An 18,675-nucleotide genomic window follows, 5' to 3' on the forward strand; every position below is an offset into this window, starting at 1 on the left:
GCAGGGGTTCCAGGCCAAAAATACATGACAACACGCTAAAAGGAACCCTCGTGGCCTCTTCAACGCCCAGTTCTTCCGCCAGTTCTGCCAACCAAAGTTTTCAGGCGTTGGTCAGGCTGCTGCGCTACGCCAAGGGGTATCGTCGGCGGATTACCGCTGCCACGATCTGCTCCATCATCAACAAGCTGTTCGATATTGCCCCGGAAATTCTCATCGGTGTCGCCATCGATGTGGTGGTCAACCAGGAGAACAGCTTCGTGGCCCGCCTGGGGTTCGAAACCCCGCACGAGCAGATCGCCATCCTCGCGGTGCTGACCTTCTTTATCTGGGCGGGGGAATCGCTATTCGAGTACCTGTACCAGGTGCTGTGGCGCAACCTGGCCCAGCGGCTCCAGGCCGACCTGCGCCAGGATGCCTATGAGCATGCCCAGCGGCTCGACATGGCGTTTTTCGAATCGAAGAGCTCAGGCCAGCTGGTGGCCACCATGAACGATGACGTCAACCAGCTGGAGCGCTTCCTGGACGGCGGCGCCAACGCGCTGATTCAGGTGGGAGTGACCGTGGTGGCGGTGGGGGCCGTGTTCTTCGTGCTTTCCCCGCTGATTGCGCTGCTGGCCTTCACGCCCATCCCGCTGATCATCTGGGGAGCGTTCTTCTTCCAGCGCAAGGCGGGGCCGCTCTACAGCGAGGTGCGTGAGAAAGTGGGCGACCTTTCCAGCCGGCTCTCCAACAACCTGAGCGGCATTGCCACCATCAAGAGCTTCACCAGTGAATCCCGTGAGGCCGAACGCCTGCGCAGCGCCAGTGAAGCCTATGTAGATGCCAACCGTCAGGCGATCAGGGTCAGTTCGGCGTTTATTCCGGTCATCCGCATGGCCATTCTGGCGGGCTTCCTGGCCACCTTCACCGTGGGTGGCATGATGGCGCTCAACGGCAGCCTCAATGTAGGCGCCTACGGCGTGCTGGTGTTCCTGACCCAGCGCCTGCTCTGGCCGCTGACCGGGCTGGCCCAGGTCATCGACCTGTTCGAACGCGCCATGGCCAGCACCAAGCGTATCCTGGACTTGCTGGAAGTCCCCATCACGGTGAAAGACGACAGCACTCAGGCATTGGCCGCACCGGTGAAAGGCGAGGTGCGCTTCGAAGCGGTGAGCTTCCAGTACGAGGCCAGCCAGGTAGGCGTGAACGGGGTAGACCTGCACGTTCCGGCGGGCACCACGCTGGCCTTGGTGGGGGCCACGGGATCGGGTAAATCGACGTTGATCAAGCTGCTGCTGCGCTTCTACGACCCTGCCAGCGGTCGCGTGCTGGTCGATGGCCAGCCTATTACCGAGGTCAGCATGCATTCGCTGCGCCAGGCCATCGGCCTGGTCAGCCAGGATGTGTACCTGTTCGAGGGCAGTATTCGCGACAACATCGCCTACGGCATGCCCGATGCCGACGAAGCCGCCATCATCGAGGCTGCCAAAACCGCAGAAGCCTGGAGCTTTATCGAGACGCTGCCCCAAGGGCTGGACACCCCGGTGGGGGAGCGGGGCGTGCGCCTTTCCGGCGGCCAACGCCAGCGCCTTTCCTTGGCCCGGGCGCTGCTCAAGAACCCGCCCATTCTGGTGCTGGACGAAGCCACCAGCGCCGTGGACAACGAAACCGAAGCGGCGATCCAGCGCTCGCTGAAGCGCATTGCCCACGGGCGTACGGTCATCATGATTGCCCACCGGCTTTCCACCATCGTGCATGCCGATGAAATCGTCGTGATCGAGAAAGGCCAGGTAGCGGAGCGTGGCAGCCATGCCAGCCTGCTACAGGCCGATGGCCACTACGCCGCCCAGTGGCGGGTACAAACCGGAGCCGCCCAGGCGGGCGATGTGGAAGTACTGGGCCGCTAGGCCGTCACGTGCCACGCACTCAAGCGCCGCCCCATGGGCGGCGCTTGCGTTTAGCGGTTCACCAACAGCGCGTTCAGGGTCACCGGCACATGCTCATCGATCTGCTGATAGCCCAGCAGGGAAAGCACCGTGCGCAGCGTGCTGTTGGCCATCAGGGCATTGCCATCCAGCGCCATCGGTTCGGCATGGGTGACACGCACTTCGTTCAGCCCGACGCGGGTAAAGCGCAGCGGCACCGCTTCCTCCTGGGTCAGCCGGTCGGTTTGGACTCGAAAGGTCAGGGTTTCCACCAGTTCCTCGCCCATGTCCAGGCGGTCCAGGCGCTCGGGTGGCATCTGTGCCACCAGCGTCACCAGCGGCGTATTGGCCAGCAGGCCCACCCACGGCGGCAGGTCACCCAAACGTTGCAGCAGGTCGGTCTGGCTCAGCCGGAGCGGCAGGCGCAGCGTGCCATCGGGGGAGATATCGCCCTGCAAATTGCTCACGTGATGATGATGAGTTTGCGGCGCGCTACCGTCCAACTGGGTAATGGACGCCCGCACCTGCGATTGGGCAGGGTCCAACTGCCAGTCGGCCTGAACGGGCAGCGCCAGCAGCAGCGGAAAAAGAGCAATCAAGGCTTTCACAGCGTGTCTCCATAGAAGCAGTCATCAGCAGACCCCGGCCGCGCCGATTAGTGCCCGAAGGCCCGCAGGCAACCGCATTACGTCAGGTATCGCAGCCTGCCCGAAAAAGTGCCGCCCCACCACAAGATAGCGCCCCAAGGGGTAGCCGTGCCCCCACACATTCGCTATGATATGCACGCTTTTCGGGCCTATAGCTCAGTTGGTTAGAGCAGGGGACTCATAATCCCTTGGTCGTAGGTTCAAGTCCTACTGGGCCCACCACTCTTCAATGGCTTTCTCGCCGTTTTTTTATCTTGCCTTCAGTGGTCAACTTATACCGGACAGTAATTTAAGGTTTTCCTCAGCCTCCACGGGAGGCAGGTTATCGTTAAACGTGTGAGGGCGCTGCTGATTGTAGTACCCCATCAGATAGCTACTAACGTCTTTCTTGGCCTCAGGTAGATTTCGATATCCCCAAGACGGTATCTACTCTGATTCAAGCTCCGGAACAGCCTTTCCATCGGGGAGTTGTCCCAGCAGTTGCCTCGTCGGCTCATGCTTTGTTTCATTCGATAGCGCCAAAGTCTTTGGCGGCACTTGTGGCTTGCATAGTTACTACCCTGACCGGAATGGAACATGGCGCTCTTAGGCTGACCACGTTGCTCCCAAGCGTGATCCAGCGCTTTCACAATAAGATTTGCATCCGGGCTGGACGACATAGCCCAGCCGATGTCGACGTCACCTTCAGGCTGGCAGCTTTTTGCTTCAATTCAGGCGAAACAGCACGTCGTTGCTTGGTCATCAGACACCTCGCTTCTGGTGGCAATATTACCACCTACGTTGGTGTCTGGTTTTATTGAATCACTACACATCCAGGACGGTAGTTTTAAGCGGATTCGTTGACATCAAAGAACCCCGGGAGGATGGGACAGAGTTCACGAGTAGCTTCATAGGAATTGGGACCGGAGCGCAGAACTGAGCGGGTTAGCAGATTGTTACCCGCCAGGCAGCTGACCTCAGGGATCATGATGCAGTCTGGGCAGGCTCCGCCGCGGCTGTCGCATAAACTGCCGGAGCCACATTGGGTTGCACGCGGGCTGAGCATGTCGCTCAACAGGGCATCGCGTCGACTGCGCCAAAGTGAGCTTATGTTGCCTAAGTCCATGGTGGCACCATTGCGATAGACCACGAAGGCTAAGTCCGCAGGGAAAAGATATTCCCCTAGGGAGGCTTGGTCGAGGCCGGATTCCTGAGCGATGGTGTTGATTACCAGGTGGGCAAAGGAGTGTAGCAGGGTGTACACCATTGGATACACCTTGTGGGTGTCTTCTGGATTGAGTTTGTCCACGTAGCGTCCCCATGGAAGTGCTCGCTCCAGGAGGCGGCCTCCAAAGGCGACCTCGTCTCCCGGCGACCACTGGAAAAGATCGCTCAGTGGTTCATCGAAGGCCTGCAGCCAGCGATAGACAGCATCTTCACTGAGCCGAAAGTAGAGTGCCTCATTATCCTGATTGATGGCGTAGATTGGATGTTTGTTGTGGCTTTTCTTGTGGCCGGTTTTGTCGCCGCCTAGTAAAACGGGAAACAAATTCAAGCGCACCGGCATGACGACATTCTGTTCTTCCACGTAAGGTTTGGACTCGCGGCGGGTGAAACCGTAGCTGAAGCGGCACAAGGGGAATTTTCTAAGGAGGCCGACCTCTTCCAGACCCAGAGCTCGCATGGCTTGGTTGACACGGTCTTCTATCGCAGCTCGCTCTTCCGGATCATTGGGAGCCAGGAGATCGTCGAGGCTGTTAAAGGGAACAAACACGCGACTGCCGCCATGGGTTCCGCTCAGGATGATGTCCTTGAGCAGCGAGTCGTGTTCCACAGCCAGCAGGAAAGGGTCGTAGCGAGAGGAGAATTCCTGACGCACAGCCGGTATCAGCTTGTCACGAATTTCTGCTGGGGCCTGGAATACTTCATCTTTAAGTTCGCTGCAGGCGTTAATAGCCTTTCTTTTAGATTCCTCGAAGTGGTTCTTCATGATTGACAGAATGCTCGGAGAGGTTTTTTCATTTTGGGCATCCTTTAACCCTTCATATGCTAATTTTAGTTCCTGGGCGACTGATTTGAGATTGTTTTTGTCCAGGCGTGTGATGATATCCTCAGGATTCATTTCATCTCCCACATAGCCATATCGGTGGGCGACAAATTTTTCCAATGCTGCATGGTCATCCCGGCTTATGACCTCCTTTAACTCCTCCAGCCGTTCGCTATCAGTGAGACCTAGACCACCTAAAATGACAAACTGATCCAGAATTGTGTAGTGCGTGCTTGATGCATTGGCTGGACTGGCACGGAAACGCGCGAGCCGGATGCGCTCCAGCGGATTGTCGAGAATCTCCAGGGTTTCACGGTCGTTGTTGATGATATCTCGCGGTTGGATGCAGTTTGGGTTAGCGCAGATAAACTGCCACTCGCTTAGCTTGCTACTGCGGTGGTCAAGCGTGTATTCGGTGCTCCCACAGGAGGTGCAGCCACTGCTCCATTGAGAGACTTCGCCATGCTCGTCGACATTCCAGCGGGCCGGTGATAGTGGCTCGACCCGGCCAGAAGGATGCACGTTAACCACATCGACTTGATGCCACTGCGGTTTTCCACCGCAGTGCGGGCATGCGTCATTCGAGTTGAAGAATGACGCCGCACGCTCCTCTTTGTTGAAGCGCAGGAAGTAGTCACAGTGGCCGCAAGTATAGGTCAGCGGGAAGACCTCATAACCCATCTGGTCGGGGTTCATGACATGAAACAGAGTTTCGAGCTTTTTGAGCCTGTTGACTGTGCCATGCTCCGTGAGCAGTGAGCTGTCTAGTACCTGACGGGGGGCGATGTTGTCACTGCAACGCATACCTACGCTATACCAGCCAGACGCGGTATCCTCAATTAGATAGGCCATTTGAATGTAAAGGATGTCGTTGCCCGGGAAAGGTGTGCTATTAACAGATAGGATCTTGCAGCTTCCCTGTCCGTCCTCAAAGGAAAACAGCTTACCCGGCGCATAGCTTGACAAAAGCTGGCTGCGCGAGCGTGACATAATCTTGGCTTTAATTTCTGCAGTGTCACTAGTGCGAGTGTTATTCATTCTAGAAGCTCCTCAGGCCTTGCCATGCTTCGCCACCTGTAGCAAGGTGCGCGTGGCCTTGATCTTTTCCCGTTTGACTTTCTGCGTGATGATCCCATTTTCATCCACATCACGAAGAGATGTCATGGGTTGTTCTTCCTTTACGATTGCAAATTCGCTGAAGTAGCTGTGCATCGACAGGTCACCCGAGTCGCTATATTCATTGACGGCCTTCTGCAAGCGGTTGATCAATCTTACGGTAAGCTCGTCAAAATGCTTCCGGTAGTATTTAAAATTACTCTCTTCAAGGAATTCCGGGTTGACTCCGAGGGCTTCCTTGACATAATTCTTGAATGCCTCTCGATTCATGATTGCCTTTCCGCCCTGAAATTCCCGCAGAACTTGGCTCACGGAGGAACCGTCCCGCCAGCGCTGCTTGTCTGCATCTAGGAACTTAGAAAGCGGCAGGATGCCTCCGAGATAGTTGAGCCAGATGCTGGGGAAGCTTCGCTCCATGGCCTGCCTGGCGAATCGGTCAATCGGGGCCGGCTGCACCATGCGTTCAAGGAAACGGTGGAAGCCATCGAAGACTTCGACGATGTATCGATCCCGTCGCTGCTGCGGTGTCGGTATCAACAGTACAAAACCGGTATGTGCGCGCCCCACGCGTGATGAGGCTTGGATATATTCGGCAATGTTCGAGGGAACCCCGGCGAAAAACATGGAGTTGAACTCGTCGACGTCGACACCGTGTGATACTGCTGAGGTGGCGATTACTGAGCGCATGAGCCCCTTGAGACCGGGCATTGGCGTACGCGGAGCCGGAATATTTTCGGCGATGTCGATGATGTTTTGGATCTCGCCCTGGGAGACATCTCCGGTGATCATGCTTGTCACCTCGCCCTCATAGGGCAGGTCTTTGGTCTCGTGGCATTTGCGAATTTCCTCGCGTTCCGCATTAAGAACCTGGTCGCCGCCTTTCTTGTTTGTGACATAGGTGAGCGCAATACGATGAAGATCTACAAGAGTCAGTAGCCGCTCAGGGGTGGTTCTCTCATGCAGGAGTTGGTCTCGAAACTGTCCCGCGTTGGGGTGCTCTGGGTCAATGGCCTTCAATAGTCTCTGACGCGCTGCTTCCTGTTGATTTTCATCGCAGCTATATAGCGCCTCGTAAAGCTCGGTGATGATCAGATGAAAGTTGCCAAGAATATTGGCCGTGGCCGACGTATGGGCTCGGCCGTTGGTGAGGACCGCACAATAAATGCGTGACCAGTGCGCAGTATGCTCTTCCTGATCCGGCTTGAGGTTGGAAGGTGGGTTATCACGCACTTTAGGTTGGGCGTAGAACGAGCGGTAGATGTCTGGACCCGGATGGGGGAATTGTACGGTTGGGATCTTGCGCTGGTAGAGGTGCTCCATGTGCCGTTCTGGATCAGATACCGTAGCTGTGGCGGCGATGACCTTGGCCTTGCGGCGGGTGGTGTCCCCGGTTCCTGGATAGCCGGCTACCGTCTTGTCCGGCATATTCTCGCCTAGGTGGTCGAGTGAGGCTTCGAAGAGAGTTTCGAAAATGCTGGCAAAGGTGCCCAAGGACTGGTTGAGCAAGTGCGCTTCGTCCTGTACCAGCAAAGAGGGGAATGGGTCGTGGAATAGGTCAACACCGTCCTCAAACGCCGGTTTTAGGCGAGTGAATCCGCTTTGGGTCTTCTCCGCCGCCTCGAGATTGGCGCGAGTGGGCGTCACCAGTTCTCCGCTCTCATCGAGCCATCCAGCGAGTCCGAACATGCTGAATACCTTCTTGAGAGTGCTGTCGTTCTGCCCGATAAGGGCTAGCTTATCGACTGTTCCGAGGAGTACCGACGGTGCCTTCTTGTAAATATCCTCATCGCAAATGTAGAACGGCAGAGGCTGGTAGGCTTGACCGGCATGAGTTCCGCAATGGACATCAGTACAAACGTGGGCCAGCAGCCCGTTGTCCGCCTTGCGCAGCATGGTGGAATTGCCGCAGAAAGGGCACTTGATGATCTTGAGCCAGTCTTCCTTGGCCTTCTCGTACGTGCTGGCCTCTTTTTCAGAGAGCTGCCCGATCCCCTTGCTCAGGGGGGGAACACCCTTAACATCCTTCCGCCAGTTTGGTGAGCCGCCACTGCCTACCCAGAAGCCAATAGCAAAAGGTTCTCCGCCGTATTGGTGTGACTTGCGTACGAGCTCAGCCTGGGCAAGCACCCGCGCAGTACGGCTGGCCTGCTGAATGGTTAGTAACCGCAGCGGATAGCGGAGCATGGCGGTTACACCAAAATGCTTGCCACGGATGCGATCGAGTAGAAGATTAAAGACTAGCAGACCGAGGAAGGCCTCTGATTTGCCGCCACCGGTGGAGAAATACAGTAGAGTGACTGCCTCGTCCCTATATTCCTCAAACAAGCCATGGAAGGCTTTCATGCGTGTCACAAGGGTCGGTAGGTTGGCGAGAATGAAGGCGATCTGGAACAGTCGCCATTGGGCATCGTCTTTACCCGTAGAGACCTGCATCACGTTTGCCATGGTCTCGTTCATGGCCAGCCAAGCCTCGTACGGCGCGGCCTTTGGGTCGCTCTGTGGCCCCCTGGCTTTCCAGGCTTCATAAGAGCTCTCCAGTATATGCAGGCCAGCACTGACCGCAGCCATCTCTACCTTCCAGCCTTCCTCAACATCTCGGGCGAGAGCCCCTTTTTCCTTCTCTAGTTCCTCGCCGCTGAAACCCATTGCCTCTAGCTCGGTGTTTTTGGCCACGTCATCGATCCAGTGCGCATAAGCTTCACGCAAGCCCTGCAGATGAACGTGGCCACCCGGCTGGGCGAGATCACGTATGCGTCGATTAATGCCCTTGTGTGGCACCGGCTCCATCCGCGGCTGAGTGAATTGTGGCGTCCAGGTGGTTCCCAGACGAATACGCCCGGGTAATGAACGCAAGCGACGCACACCGCCGTTGATACCGATGGCAGGGTAGTTCAGGAAGCGGTTCACTCGATAGGAGCGCTTGATGCGGCTCATCTTCAAAGGCACATGCAGGTTCTCCTCAAGCTCCACTTCGAGGCTTAGATCGAACAGAGCGCCTTCCCAGTCACGGTTAGCCCGCAGAAGTTTCCGTTTGTCATCCGGGTCTCGACTATCGTTGATCAGGGATATTCGGGTGCTCAGTTGCTCTGGATTTGCCCAGTTATTCCTGAAACCGATATCCCAGGCCACCTTGTGCGCGGGTAACACCGGAGACTGGTCTACGCTATTGACGCGATTGATGAAGCTGTCCCAGTTTTCCAGCTCGCTGTACAGGATAGATGTGCGGCTTCGGTAGAGGTACCGATCCCGATCCCGTTCGGGATCGGTCTGTATCCAGGTTTGGATGGCATCCTTAATCGCTTGCTGTATGAGTGCCTCGTGAGAGCGAAGATGTGTGTCCAGGTCGGGCCGGCAGGCCGGAAAATCCAGGATCAGGGGGGAGGGATGCACCGGGATACGCACCCATTTATGTGGCACGGGAATAGGGTCGAACAGGGCGTTGACGTTGGCTGTATCATCCGCTTTGTCCTGCACTGTTTTCCCTTCTGTGGCATCAACCAGCAGGCTGTCCACGGCCTCTTCTAGGGAGACCGCCGCCTCGTCAGCCATGTCCTTCTCCATGCTCAACCGTGGTAGGCCAATTTCCGTGCGCACTTCGTCGAGCAGACGTTCATGGAGCGCTTTCTGGCTCTCCCCTTCTTTTGGTAGGGAGCTTTCCTTGCGCGCTCTGAGCTTTTCCCTGATTACTCGTCGGGCATCCCCAGAGAGCCGCGGAACCGGTCGCAGATTGTGTTGTTTGAGCTCTTCCTGGGTTGGGATCATGCGCAGATAGATGTTAAAGCGCGGACGCACGGTGAGGGTGCCTTCGCCGTGCGCATGGATTAGTAAGTCCAGACCGTGATTGCTGATATGAATCTGGCGGGTGACCGGATCACCTTCGTCAAATGCCTTGAGGGTCTCATCCGTATCCCCTTCATTCCTAGCTATCCCGCTGCTTTGTGGTCGCGGCGGTAGCAGGAAACCGGAGACTAGGACATCTGTCGGTGCTGTACCAAAAATAATGTCAGTATCTTCGTCTCTCCCGGCAACTCGATCATTGAGCATTTGCACTATTCCCAGAGTGACGGCTTCCTTCAACGTCTCTGGAATATCGGCGGGATTGTCACGATTCATCATCGGCATCCTCCAATGGATTGATATCGGTAATTTCCGAGAAGTTCATCAACAGACGCTCTCTGAAGCGCTGCAATTTTTCTTTCGGAGTATCTAGGTAAACGATGGCTTCCGGTTTCATTAGGTACATGAGGATCAAGCCGCTCTCAATCCGGCCGTCTCGTCGCCGGGCTCCGCGGTGGGCGCGGACGGCCTGCCAGAAAACGTCCCACATCGCCTCCGGGACACCCATAATGTTGCAAAAGGCATTGAAGTGCTCTTCTTTCTGTGGGGCATGTGCGCGGCCATTAAGGTTCTCCTCTAGAGCTGGGGCTAGCCAGCTGCACAGCATGTCGCGGCTGATGTTGAACTTAGGGTACGCTTGCGCCATAGCTTTACTAATCGCCTTGAAACGCTGATCTTCCGATACTGGGTAACTTTCATATCGGCGGCAAATTTCACGGTGATAGAGTCTCAGCAAGCCGCTGCTCTGATGGCTGGACATAAGGACATCGAAGTCTTTCTCACTGAGAAAATCGCGCAGTTCCTCGCGCAGTTCATCACTGATGCCGAGTATCCGGTCACCCCTACGCAGGCTCCGTCCCTTCACCAGCTCCATACCACCCTGGCGATTTTGACGAAGAAACTGAGAATTGTTCCATCGGTACCAGAGCTCCTCGTGATCTAATTGGATCAGTAGCTCAGGGCCATAGCTGTAACTGTCATATACCCACTCTCTTTTGGATCCGGTCTGGCTCTGCACCAGGATTTCAAAGCTCTCATCCCTGCTGGCCTCGTCGAAAATCATGAGCAATCCCTCGATAGCCGGCTTGAATGGCTCAAGACCCGAGCTCGCGAGCAGGCCCTCAAGATGGTGCTGGGCTAGGCGCACATGTTTGGGTGTGAGAACAATCTCGATATCATCGCATTGGGGAGTCAGCAGTAATTCGTCGATCAGCTGCGAAGTCAGAGCCGTGTAGATTGTAGTTTTGTGCTGTTCCACATCGGTGGTAACCCGAGATATAGGTATAGCTTCCAAGCCTGCTAGGCTGGCCTGGTTCCAGGCATAGGCTTCCAGAGAGGAGCCAACCACCAGCTGCAAGTGGTCAGCCTGAGACTTATTGATACGCTCGGTTACGGCTTGGGCAAAGGGCTGTCCTTTTTCCTTCCAGTGTTCGACGAGCTGATCGCCTGCATTGAGCGCTGCCTCAATTTCGGAGCCTTCGAGCACCCAATTAGCATCACGGGCCCACTGGAGTACCGCACGCTTAGCTTTGCGCCAATCGATGCGGTCAAAGGATCGTTCGAAGCCTGTTATGTCTGACATTAGTGCCTTGAGTTTCTCGAGGTTTAATGTCAGGGCGGAGATGTTGCCTAGAACACTGGAAGCATGTCTCAGAACAGTCTGACCATCGCGGTCAATGGCACTCATTTCGTAGGGCAAGCGATGTAGCTTCCGGATAACACAAGCTGCGTAAGCATCGATGACATATGGCTTGTCGAGCTCAACCTGGTAGGCCTGCAAAGTCTCCGCCTTGAACTGGGTAAGCATGTGGTCACGGGGCGTGGCCCATATAGCACTATTGTCTAGCAGCGTACGCGTCATGGCCTCGGAGATATTAGCGCTACGGCTTTTTAGAGTGATCTGCAAGTGACGCCAAGTAGAGGGAGCGTCGGTGAGAATCAGCAATCCCGGTGGGTTTGTAGTCTCCTCAATAAGAGAGACAAGATCGGCCAGGCGCGCCACCATGGAGTCGTGATCCCATCCAGAGAGATTGAGCATAATGCGTCGAGCGTCGAAGATGACTAGTCCTGGCCGCGCTACTGGGTCAGCGAAAAGATTGTGCAATTCACGTGTAACCATGTCCTTTTTTACGCGCCCGCCGATGGAGAGCAGACCCATGGGCGATTCGAGAACGGCATTCTGCTCCATTAACGCACGGGCATTCTTGCGGTCGCCAGCTTTGAGGTAGCTGAGGTCACTCTCCCGGAACAGGTTCCCGGGGCGAACGGGCCATGTGGACTCACCGGTGCGGTAATGGTAGGACGGCAGTACCTCGTTAGCATATACCCATGGTAAGCGCGCAAGAGCAAACAGCAGCAACGTGGTGTTGTAGCGCAAGCCGCCGTTTTCGGAAAGGTAGTACTCCTGATACTCGTTAGCCAGTTTCCGTAGGTGCTCTCCGAAAAGAATATATCTGTTAAGTTGATTAAATCGCGACAACGAAGCTGGATAGATCAAGGTTCTTAGCGCACTAGAGTCTTCCTCGTAGGCGACGAGGTTAGCCATAAGGTGGGTCAGCCCTGGGTGAGGCACTTTGCCTGGCCATAGCAGACGAGCTGCAATACCACCAGAATCTACCAGAGTGCGTGTTATCTCTACCCACCTAAGGAATGATTTGGACAATTCCAGTGGCTTCTCAGGAGTATCCTCTTGAGCCAATAGGCCTTCCATGAACGTTCCCAGTTCTTGATTTAGCTCGGGTAGAATTCTGATCTCCCCTTCAGGCATAGACTATGTCCTCTTGAGTAATCTGTGTTACTGCCTCTGCCCAGTCTCTTGTTTTTTCGTAAGCATCGGCTAGGTGTTCAGGAGGAGGGAATCTCAACTGACCCAGTTCATAACTGGATACGTTAGTTGCCCCTGATATGCAACGAAACTGCTCATTTGTCCAGGACGACCCGATCAAGACCGCTAATCCTTCGGCTGGAATAAGAGGTAGGTTCTCTGTAGCAACGAGAAAGAGGACGTGATTTTCACCCACTACACCTCCAAAGGCCTCGTATAGTTCGGTAGGAATTGCAGCAGCAACCAGGCGTCTCGCTTGTTTGGGCGCGGTAACCCTCTGTAGGGCCACAGCTGGTGTATGGATTTCACCGGTTCTGCTTGGATTGGTAGATTGATCTACAAAACAAGGGCACCCAGCTTCTCGGGCCCGCTCAAGATCAAGTACGCCCGGCTGGACGGCATGGGCCCATATCAAAGGGAGCACATTTCGGGGGTTCGGTGCCTTGTCTAGACTGGCGTATCTCGGTCGTTTATCTCGGTAGTCGACTAGGTGGCCTGTAACGATTTTGTAGCCATAATCCACAAGCCTCGCGTTAAATTTCCGGGAACGAGTCAGTACATGTACACCTTCAACTGTCCTAGGGAATGTCCAGGGCGAGGAACCTTGGCTAATGGTCCACTTCCCCAAATCGGTTACTCGTTCTTCCGTGTCAATAAGGCTGATCTGCGTCTGATGGCTATCAAGATGACCAGTCTTACTCAAGTGAGTCAGTACTGCATCCTGCTCTGCGCCGAAGAAGGAGCTACCCTTTTCATGAATCAAGTCCAAGCTTTTGATGTGAGCCTCGTTGTCGAGGGCCTGACGCAGCTTGCAAAATGTTTTCCCGGAAAAGAAGCTCATTGGAGTAATGAGACAAGCCTCGCCACCGTCCTTGAGCAGGTCCAGTGCCCGTAAACTAAATAGGGCATATAGGTTTGATTGGCCCTCCACAATATTGCGCAGACGAGGGGTATCTAGCCTCTCCACTTCAGCACGCTTCATCTTGCGATAGGGAGGGTTGCTCAGCACCAAGTCGAAGGAGCCTAGTGCTTCACTGAAAGCCTCTAGACCATTTCCAGTCAGGATTTTCCACTGAGGTCTGTAGGTTGAGTAAGAGATATCATCGGCCATTAGAGCGTAGAGAAAAATCTTCGTGATCTCGACTAAGACTGAGTCAATGTCAGCGCCGAAGAAGTGGGATTCCACGTGAAGTAAACGTTCATGCGGGGTCATTCTCTGAAATCGCTTATTGCCCTTAAGGCGAAGGAGGGCAGGAATAAGGAATGCTGCACCACCGCAGGAAGGATCAATGATTTTGCCAAATAACAAGCTCTTCTCGCCTCCATTTATCTTGTTTAGAAGCCGGTTGGTCAGTGGTGGTGGGGTGAAGTAGTTTGCCTGACGCTTACGGATTTCTGAGGGGATAAGATTGGAGTAAAAGGAGCCTACCCAGTAAGCGGCATATTCAAGATCCAGATCTATGAGCCATTTGAGTGTGTCATCTACGGCTGTGTTTTTGACGCAAGTATAGTCAATGCCCTTGAAGGCCTCCGGTGAGTCTAGATAGCGATCAAGAATCGATAGAAGGATGTCTCGGGGGGTGAGGCAGCTAGGTAGAGCTTGAAGTTGAGACAAATATTTGCGAAAGCACTGTTTTTGTTTTTTGAGAGTTTGGCTGTTTGTAGCGATGCTGGAACGAACAATAGTTTTCATGGGGTGTTTGCTTAGGCTTGTATAAAGAATCTTATCTGTAGCCAAGGTTTTTTTGAAAAATATCCTTTACATGACACCCGTGAGTAGTACGAAGCTGAACTCCGGGGGGCCAAGAAGGCACCATATTGGGACCATCTACAACTCGATATGCCATGCTCGCTCGGCGAGGGATAGTAGTCTCGCTACTGTGGCGGTGTTCTTCCGAGATGGGCATGTGTCACCTTTCACGAAGCTGGCCCTGGAGCAGTCTCTCACCTACGGTCGTTGCCGTCTAGAACGTGTTCAGGGTGAGAGCTATGCCCTTTTCCTGGGTGATCAAGTGTATAGCCTCTACCTGTAGTGTCCAGGATGACCAACTGAGCCACAATCACAACAATCAGTAAAGCCACTTCCATGATGGCAACCGCTCTATAAAGCAGGTAGGCTCTGCTTGAGCCTCGTGTACATAGCTTTCAACGTTTCGTTGCTTATGGTAGCTGGGCGAGGTCAGCAGAGCGGTGCAGCAACGGTACACACACCAGCTTCCTGTTCTATCCTCAAACTTCGCTAACCTACTGATTCCACGGTGCTATGCCTTTCGTTCGATTACGGTAGTTTTTACTTTTTTGTCAGTAATTTCTTGTTTTAAAAGCGAGCTCATAATCCCTTGGTCGTAGGTTCAAGTCCAGCTGGGCCCACCACCTTCCTCGCTTCTTTACTCTTGCTTTTTTATCTTCATTCTTTATTACCACTTGATAAATTTCAGATACTCACAATGGGCAAGACTAAAAGAGCCCCAACACGCGCCACACACCATCATCCTCACCCAGCCCTCGCCAGTTCCTTCAACCGCTTGGTGTACCAATTCTCCTGGCTGCTGGTCACGAGCAGGCGGCGGGCTCGGGTCATGCCGACATAGAGTAGGCGGGCTTCCTGGGCTTGTTGTGCTTCATCGTTGCTGAGGGCGCCCAGCCCGCTGAGCAGCACCGTGTCGAATTCGAGGCCTTTGCTGCTTTGGCGGCTCAACAGCACCACTTCGTTGGCGTCCGGGTTGTAAGCGCGTTTGTCGGCAGCGTTCTGTAAGCAGCGGCTGGGAATGCCCGCTTTTTGAAAGGCTTTGTGGAAATGAAGCCCTTGGGCGTTGTTGGTGTACACCACGGCCATGCTGTTTAACGTGCTGCCTTGCTGTTGCCACGCCTTGATGCAGTGCACGAGATAGCGGCTCTCTTGTTGGTCGCTGTCGAAGTCGCGAAACGCGGGAGGTGGGCCGCTGACCCCGGCCACTTCCGGTGCGATCAGCGGCACATGGTCTTCGTCGGTGTCGTGCGCTTCGAGGAAGTCCCGCGCGAAGTCGTAAGCAAAGGTGAGAATTTCCCGGGTGTTGCGGTAATTGAGTTTGAGAATAGTGGTACGACCGCGCGCCTGAACGCCAGCCGCCGACAGTGGGAATGACAGCGAGCCTTTGCGGTAGATGGACTGCGCATCGTCGTAGAGCAGCAGTAGCGAATTGGTGTCCGGGTCGATCATCTGAACGACCAGCTTGAGCCACTCCCGCTCGAAATCATGGCCTTCGTCGATCATCACGGCGGCGTACTGCGCGCGGGGGATCTGCTCTCGATCCACGGCGTCCATGACGCTCTCGACCTGGCGCTCGTAAGCAGGGCGGCTACCTGGCAGCAGGCTCACGTGGTAGGTCTTGAGCTGTAGGCCACACCATTCATGGAAGTGGTGAACCTGCACCTTATCGGCAATTCCTTTCTCGGCAATGAAACAGCGGAGCCTGGCAGCCAAGGTGATGTTGAAGCACAGCACCAGAATCGGCTTGGTCGTTGCCTGGGCCAGGTGCAGGCAGCGGTAGCCAAGAATCAGGGTCTTGCCGGAGCCTGCCACGCCGTGGATCACGCGGTGGCCGTCACCCATGCTGCGCGCCAACTGTTCCTGGTGTAAATCCATGACGCGAACGATATCGGGTACGACCTCGGTCGTGGGCGTCTCGCTGCTTTCCTCGTCAGCGAACAGGTCCCCGGTGGGGGCGTCGATACGCACTTCCGGGAAGAGCTGCCAGCGAATCCTGTCGAGCTGAGGAAGGCTCAGTTTTTCGCCAAACTGATAGTTGAACATGTTCCAGAGGCGTTCCTGAAATGCCTCCGGGTCGGTGGAGGGGGCCATCTCGTCCTTGCAGATGACCAGGTGGCCCGGCAGCACTAGCTCCTGGTCGGCTTCGGCAATCGCGTTATTCCACTGCAGCCGAGTGATGTTGGGAAAGACCACCCCAAAGCCATAAGGAAAGCAGAGCTTTCCCCGGTAACGCTCGTCGCGTTGGGTGAGCTGCGGGTCTCGCTGTAGCTGGTTGATGGCGGAAAAGGCGCATTGGCGGGCCTGAGCCAGTGGGTTACTGACGGTCTTGCGCCCTTGAGGCGTATCGATCTCGACGCTGTCGGGGGTGATCGAGCGGAGCGTTTCGATCTTCCAATCTTTTACTTCGAGAAATAGCAGCCCTCGGGCAGGGTGCAGAACGATGAAATCTGGGTAGCGGCGCTTTTGCCCCAGCGGTATGTCGTACCAGACGATGTAGTCGTCTTCCAGCAGGCTATCGAGGCGTTGCGCGACACGTCGCTCGCCAGCGGTCATGCGGGGAATGGTGGTGAGCGTGGGGATGAATTTGGCCATGGTGTGAGGGCTCCGGTATCGGGCCATCTACCCAATCATGAAGTTTTATTTGGTAATTCATTCTATCCGGCGTATCGGGTGGCTTCAATTAGAAAACCCGGAAGTGACGATGCGGCGGGCAACCCGAGGTCACGTATATCGAAATGGCGCCATCGAGTGCTGGATATGGTGGGCTATGCCGGTGCCTGGCAGAGGCAGTGCAAGCTACCGCTGGTAACGGCGGCAGGGTGGCGGGTCAGTCGGCGTTGACAGCATACGCCCGCCACACGACGCTTTCTGTTGGCCCCTGATCCAGGTCGGCGCAGCTATCCACACGCTGGATCGTCGTGGCTTGGCAATAGACGGTCAGCTGGCCCTGGCCATCAGGGCGCTGCCATTGCCATTGAATCCGGCGCTGCTGCTCGTCGCCTTCGTCGTTCAGCAGGGTCAGGTGGGGTTGTTCTTGTGCATCACTCAAATGGTGCAGGGCGGCCAGTTGGCTGGCCTGCTGAGCGGGTGACAGTTGGGAGTCGCCACGATAGCCGGGTAAATAGCGCTGTTGGCGCGCCTCGCTGTGCAGGAACGCAGCCACTTCTGCAGGGGTGATGCGCCCGTACTTGCGCACGGGAGAAAGTAGCAGGAGGCTGGCCGCCAATCGGCAGCCGCCCAGGTGGCTGCTTTCCCAAACGTCGAAGGGAAGCTGCTCATCAGCCACCGTCTTGGCCAGTGCCTTGTAGGTTTGGTAGCCGTATTTGGCGCAGCATTTATCCTTTTTGCCGTGGGTGCAGCAGAGAATCAGGTCGTGCTCAGGGGGGGGCTGCTCCCATTGTTCCAGTGGAAGGTCGTGCTGCCAGGCGTGCAGGAAAGTCTCCAGGTGCTCGCGGGCCACGCTGAAGTGGCGCCTTTCCGGCATCAGAAATACCCGATGCTGATGGTGATCCTGATGATGCCGATGAATCAGGTTGATTCTGCGCCCGCTGGCGGCAATGCGGTCCAGCGTGTGTTTCAGTGGTTCGCTCATGTCGCTGGCATGGCGCATGGTACGAAGCCATTTCGCTCGGGGCCAGCTTATCAGCAGGTTGTGTTCCAGGTGGGCTGCACTACCGCCCAGAGGGTCGTTCTGCTGGTGGCTCAGGTCGGCGCAGAAGGTGTGTTTCATGAGGCCATGGCTCGCTTGAAAGGCACGCAGATGGGGCTGCCGCTGGCGGGGTCGTGCAGCACATGGGCATCCAGATCAAAGACCCGCTTGAGATTGTCGGCGGTAAAGACGTCGTTGGGCGAACCGCGCGTCACAATGGCGCCTTCGCGCATCATGACCAGTTGATCGGCGTAGGCGGCGGCCAGGTTCAGGTCATGCAGTACCAGCAGCAGCGTACGGCCATGATCGTGGGCGAGGCGAGAAAGCAGCGCCAGCAAATCGACCTGTACTTTCAAATCGAGAAAGGTGGTGGGCTCGTCCAGGAGAATCAGGTCGGTCTGCTGTGCCAGCACCATGGCGATCCAGCAGCGCTGGCGCTGGCCGCCAGACAGCGCATCCACGCTGCGGTCGGCGAACTCCGTCACATTGGCATAGGCCATGGCCTCACGGATGGCGGTGGCGTCGCGCTCGGCATCCTTGTGCCATAACCGCTGATGGGGGAACCTCCCCATGCTCACCAACTGCCGCACGCTCAATCCCTCTGGCGCCACTGGCCCCTGGGGCAGAATGCCCAACCGCTGAGCCACCTCGCGGGTGCTGCTGCGGTGTATATCCTTGCCATCCAGATAGACGTGCCCTGCCTGCGGGGTCAGCGTGCGGGCAAGGGTTTTGAGCAAGGTGGACTTGCCGCTGCCATTGGGCCCCAGCAGTACCGTCAGCTTGCCCTCGGCCACGGCAATGTCGACCCCATCCAGCACTCGTCGCGATTCATAGCCTGCCTGCAGGGCATCGCCTTTCAAGCGAGGAGGGGGAGGGCTCGTGGCGGACATGGGCGAACTCACAAGAAAATACGAAGCTCAGC

9 protein-coding genes, 1 tRNA gene and 1 pseudogene are annotated in these 18,675 nt (G+C 55.9%); 2 read left to right on the top strand and 9 right to left on the bottom strand.

Annotated elements, in window-relative coordinates; translation table 11 throughout:
* Nucleotides 1–50: 50 nt before the first annotated feature.
* Nucleotides 51–1,886 carry an ABC transporter ATP-binding protein gene (locus LG409_RS04410; RefSeq protein ID WP_227407684.1) on the top strand — a complete coding sequence of 612 codons (1,836 nt, stop codon included), beginning with the start codon at nt 51–53 and terminating at the stop codon, nt 1,884–1,886.
* A 50-nt stretch (nt 1,887–1,936) separates the two neighbouring features.
* Here LG409_RS04410 and LG409_RS04415 read toward each other — a convergent pair whose 3' ends face one another.
* Nucleotides 1,937–2,512: a hypothetical protein gene (locus LG409_RS04415; RefSeq protein WP_039175667.1), complete on the bottom strand. Its 576-nt coding sequence runs from the start codon at nt 2,510–2,512 to the stop codon at nt 1,937–1,939.
* Between the two features lie 184 nt (nt 2,513–2,696).
* Between LG409_RS04415 and LG409_RS04420 the strand changes: the two genes are divergently transcribed.
* Nucleotides 2,697–2,773: transfer RNA gene (locus LG409_RS04420), tRNA-Ile, on the top strand.
* Nucleotides 2,774–2,818: 45 nt separating this feature from the next.
* On the opposite strand, the pseudogene LG409_RS04425 reads toward LG409_RS04420, so the two are convergent.
* From LG409_RS04425 to LG409_RS04460, 8 genes and pseudogenes are all read right to left on the bottom strand, one after another.
* A pseudogene (locus tag LG409_RS04425) lies at nt 2,819–3,222 on the bottom strand (DDE-type integrase/transposase/recombinase); the annotation flags it as partial.
* A 155-nt stretch (nt 3,223–3,377) separates the two neighbouring features.
* Nucleotides 3,378–5,615: a hypothetical protein gene (locus LG409_RS04430; RefSeq protein ID WP_096921344.1), complete on the bottom strand. Its 2,238-nt coding sequence runs from the start codon at nt 5,613–5,615 to the stop codon at nt 3,378–3,380.
* A gap of 12 nt (nt 5,616–5,627) precedes the next feature.
* Entirely contained in the window at nt 5,628–9,809 is a 4,182-nt protein-coding gene (locus LG409_RS04435; protein ID WP_227407685.1) for a helicase-related protein, read from the bottom strand.
* Complete coding sequence (locus LG409_RS04440; RefSeq protein WP_096921342.1) at nt 9,796–12,297, bottom strand: hypothetical protein; 2,502 nt, start codon at nt 12,295–12,297, stop codon at nt 9,796–9,798. The genes LG409_RS04435 and LG409_RS04440 overlap by 14 nt, the downstream gene beginning before the upstream one ends.
* A complete protein-coding gene (locus tag LG409_RS04445; RefSeq protein ID WP_096921341.1) occupies nt 12,290–14,047 on the bottom strand; it encodes an HsdM family class I SAM-dependent methyltransferase in 1,758 nt (585 codons plus the stop codon). The genes LG409_RS04440 and LG409_RS04445 overlap by 8 nt, the downstream gene beginning before the upstream one ends.
* An 801-nt stretch (nt 14,048–14,848) precedes the next feature.
* Entirely contained in the window at nt 14,849–16,696 is a 1,848-nt protein-coding gene (locus tag LG409_RS04450; protein WP_227407686.1) for a 3'-5' exonuclease, read from the bottom strand.
* Between the two features lie 235 nt (nt 16,697–16,931).
* Nucleotides 16,932–17,834 carry a sucrase ferredoxin gene (locus LG409_RS04455; RefSeq protein ID WP_227407687.1) on the bottom strand — a complete coding sequence of 301 codons (903 nt, stop codon included), beginning with the start codon at nt 17,832–17,834 and terminating at the stop codon, nt 16,932–16,934.
* Nucleotides 17,831–18,643, bottom strand: coding sequence for an ABC transporter ATP-binding protein (locus LG409_RS04460; protein WP_227407688.1), 813 nt, complete (start codon nt 18,641–18,643; stop codon nt 17,831–17,833). Before LG409_RS04460 ends, LG409_RS04455 begins: the two co-directional genes overlap by 4 nt.
* Nucleotides 18,644–18,675: the final 32 nt, after the last annotated feature.

Source organism: Halomonas sp. NyZ770 (assembly GCF_020616575.1).
Taxonomy (GTDB): Bacteria; Pseudomonadota; Gammaproteobacteria; order Pseudomonadales; family Halomonadaceae; genus Vreelandella; species Vreelandella hamiltonii.

Coding starts and splice junctions, on each gene's coding strand:
- LG409_RS04460 (WP_227407688.1), bottom strand. CDS start 18,643: ATGTCCGCCACGAGCCCTCCCCCTCCTCGCTTGAAAGGCGATGCCCTG.
- LG409_RS04450 (WP_227407686.1), bottom strand. CDS start 16,696: ATGGCCAAATTCATCCCCACGCTCACCACCATTCCCCGCATGACCGCT.
- LG409_RS04430 (WP_096921344.1), bottom strand. CDS start 5,615: ATGAATAACACTCGCACTAGTGACACTGCAGAAATTAAAGCCAAGATT.
- LG409_RS04445 (WP_096921341.1), bottom strand. CDS start 14,047: ATGAAAACTATTGTTCGTTCCAGCATCGCTACAAACAGCCAAACTCTC.
- LG409_RS04435 (WP_227407685.1), bottom strand. CDS start 9,809: ATGATGAATCGTGACAATCCCGCCGATATTCCAGAGACGTTGAAGGAA.
- LG409_RS04455 (WP_227407687.1), bottom strand. CDS start 17,834: ATGAAACACACCTTCTGCGCCGACCTGAGCCACCAGCAGAACGACCCT.
- LG409_RS04440 (WP_096921342.1), bottom strand. CDS start 12,297: ATGCCTGAAGGGGAGATCAGAATTCTACCCGAGCTAAATCAAGAACTG.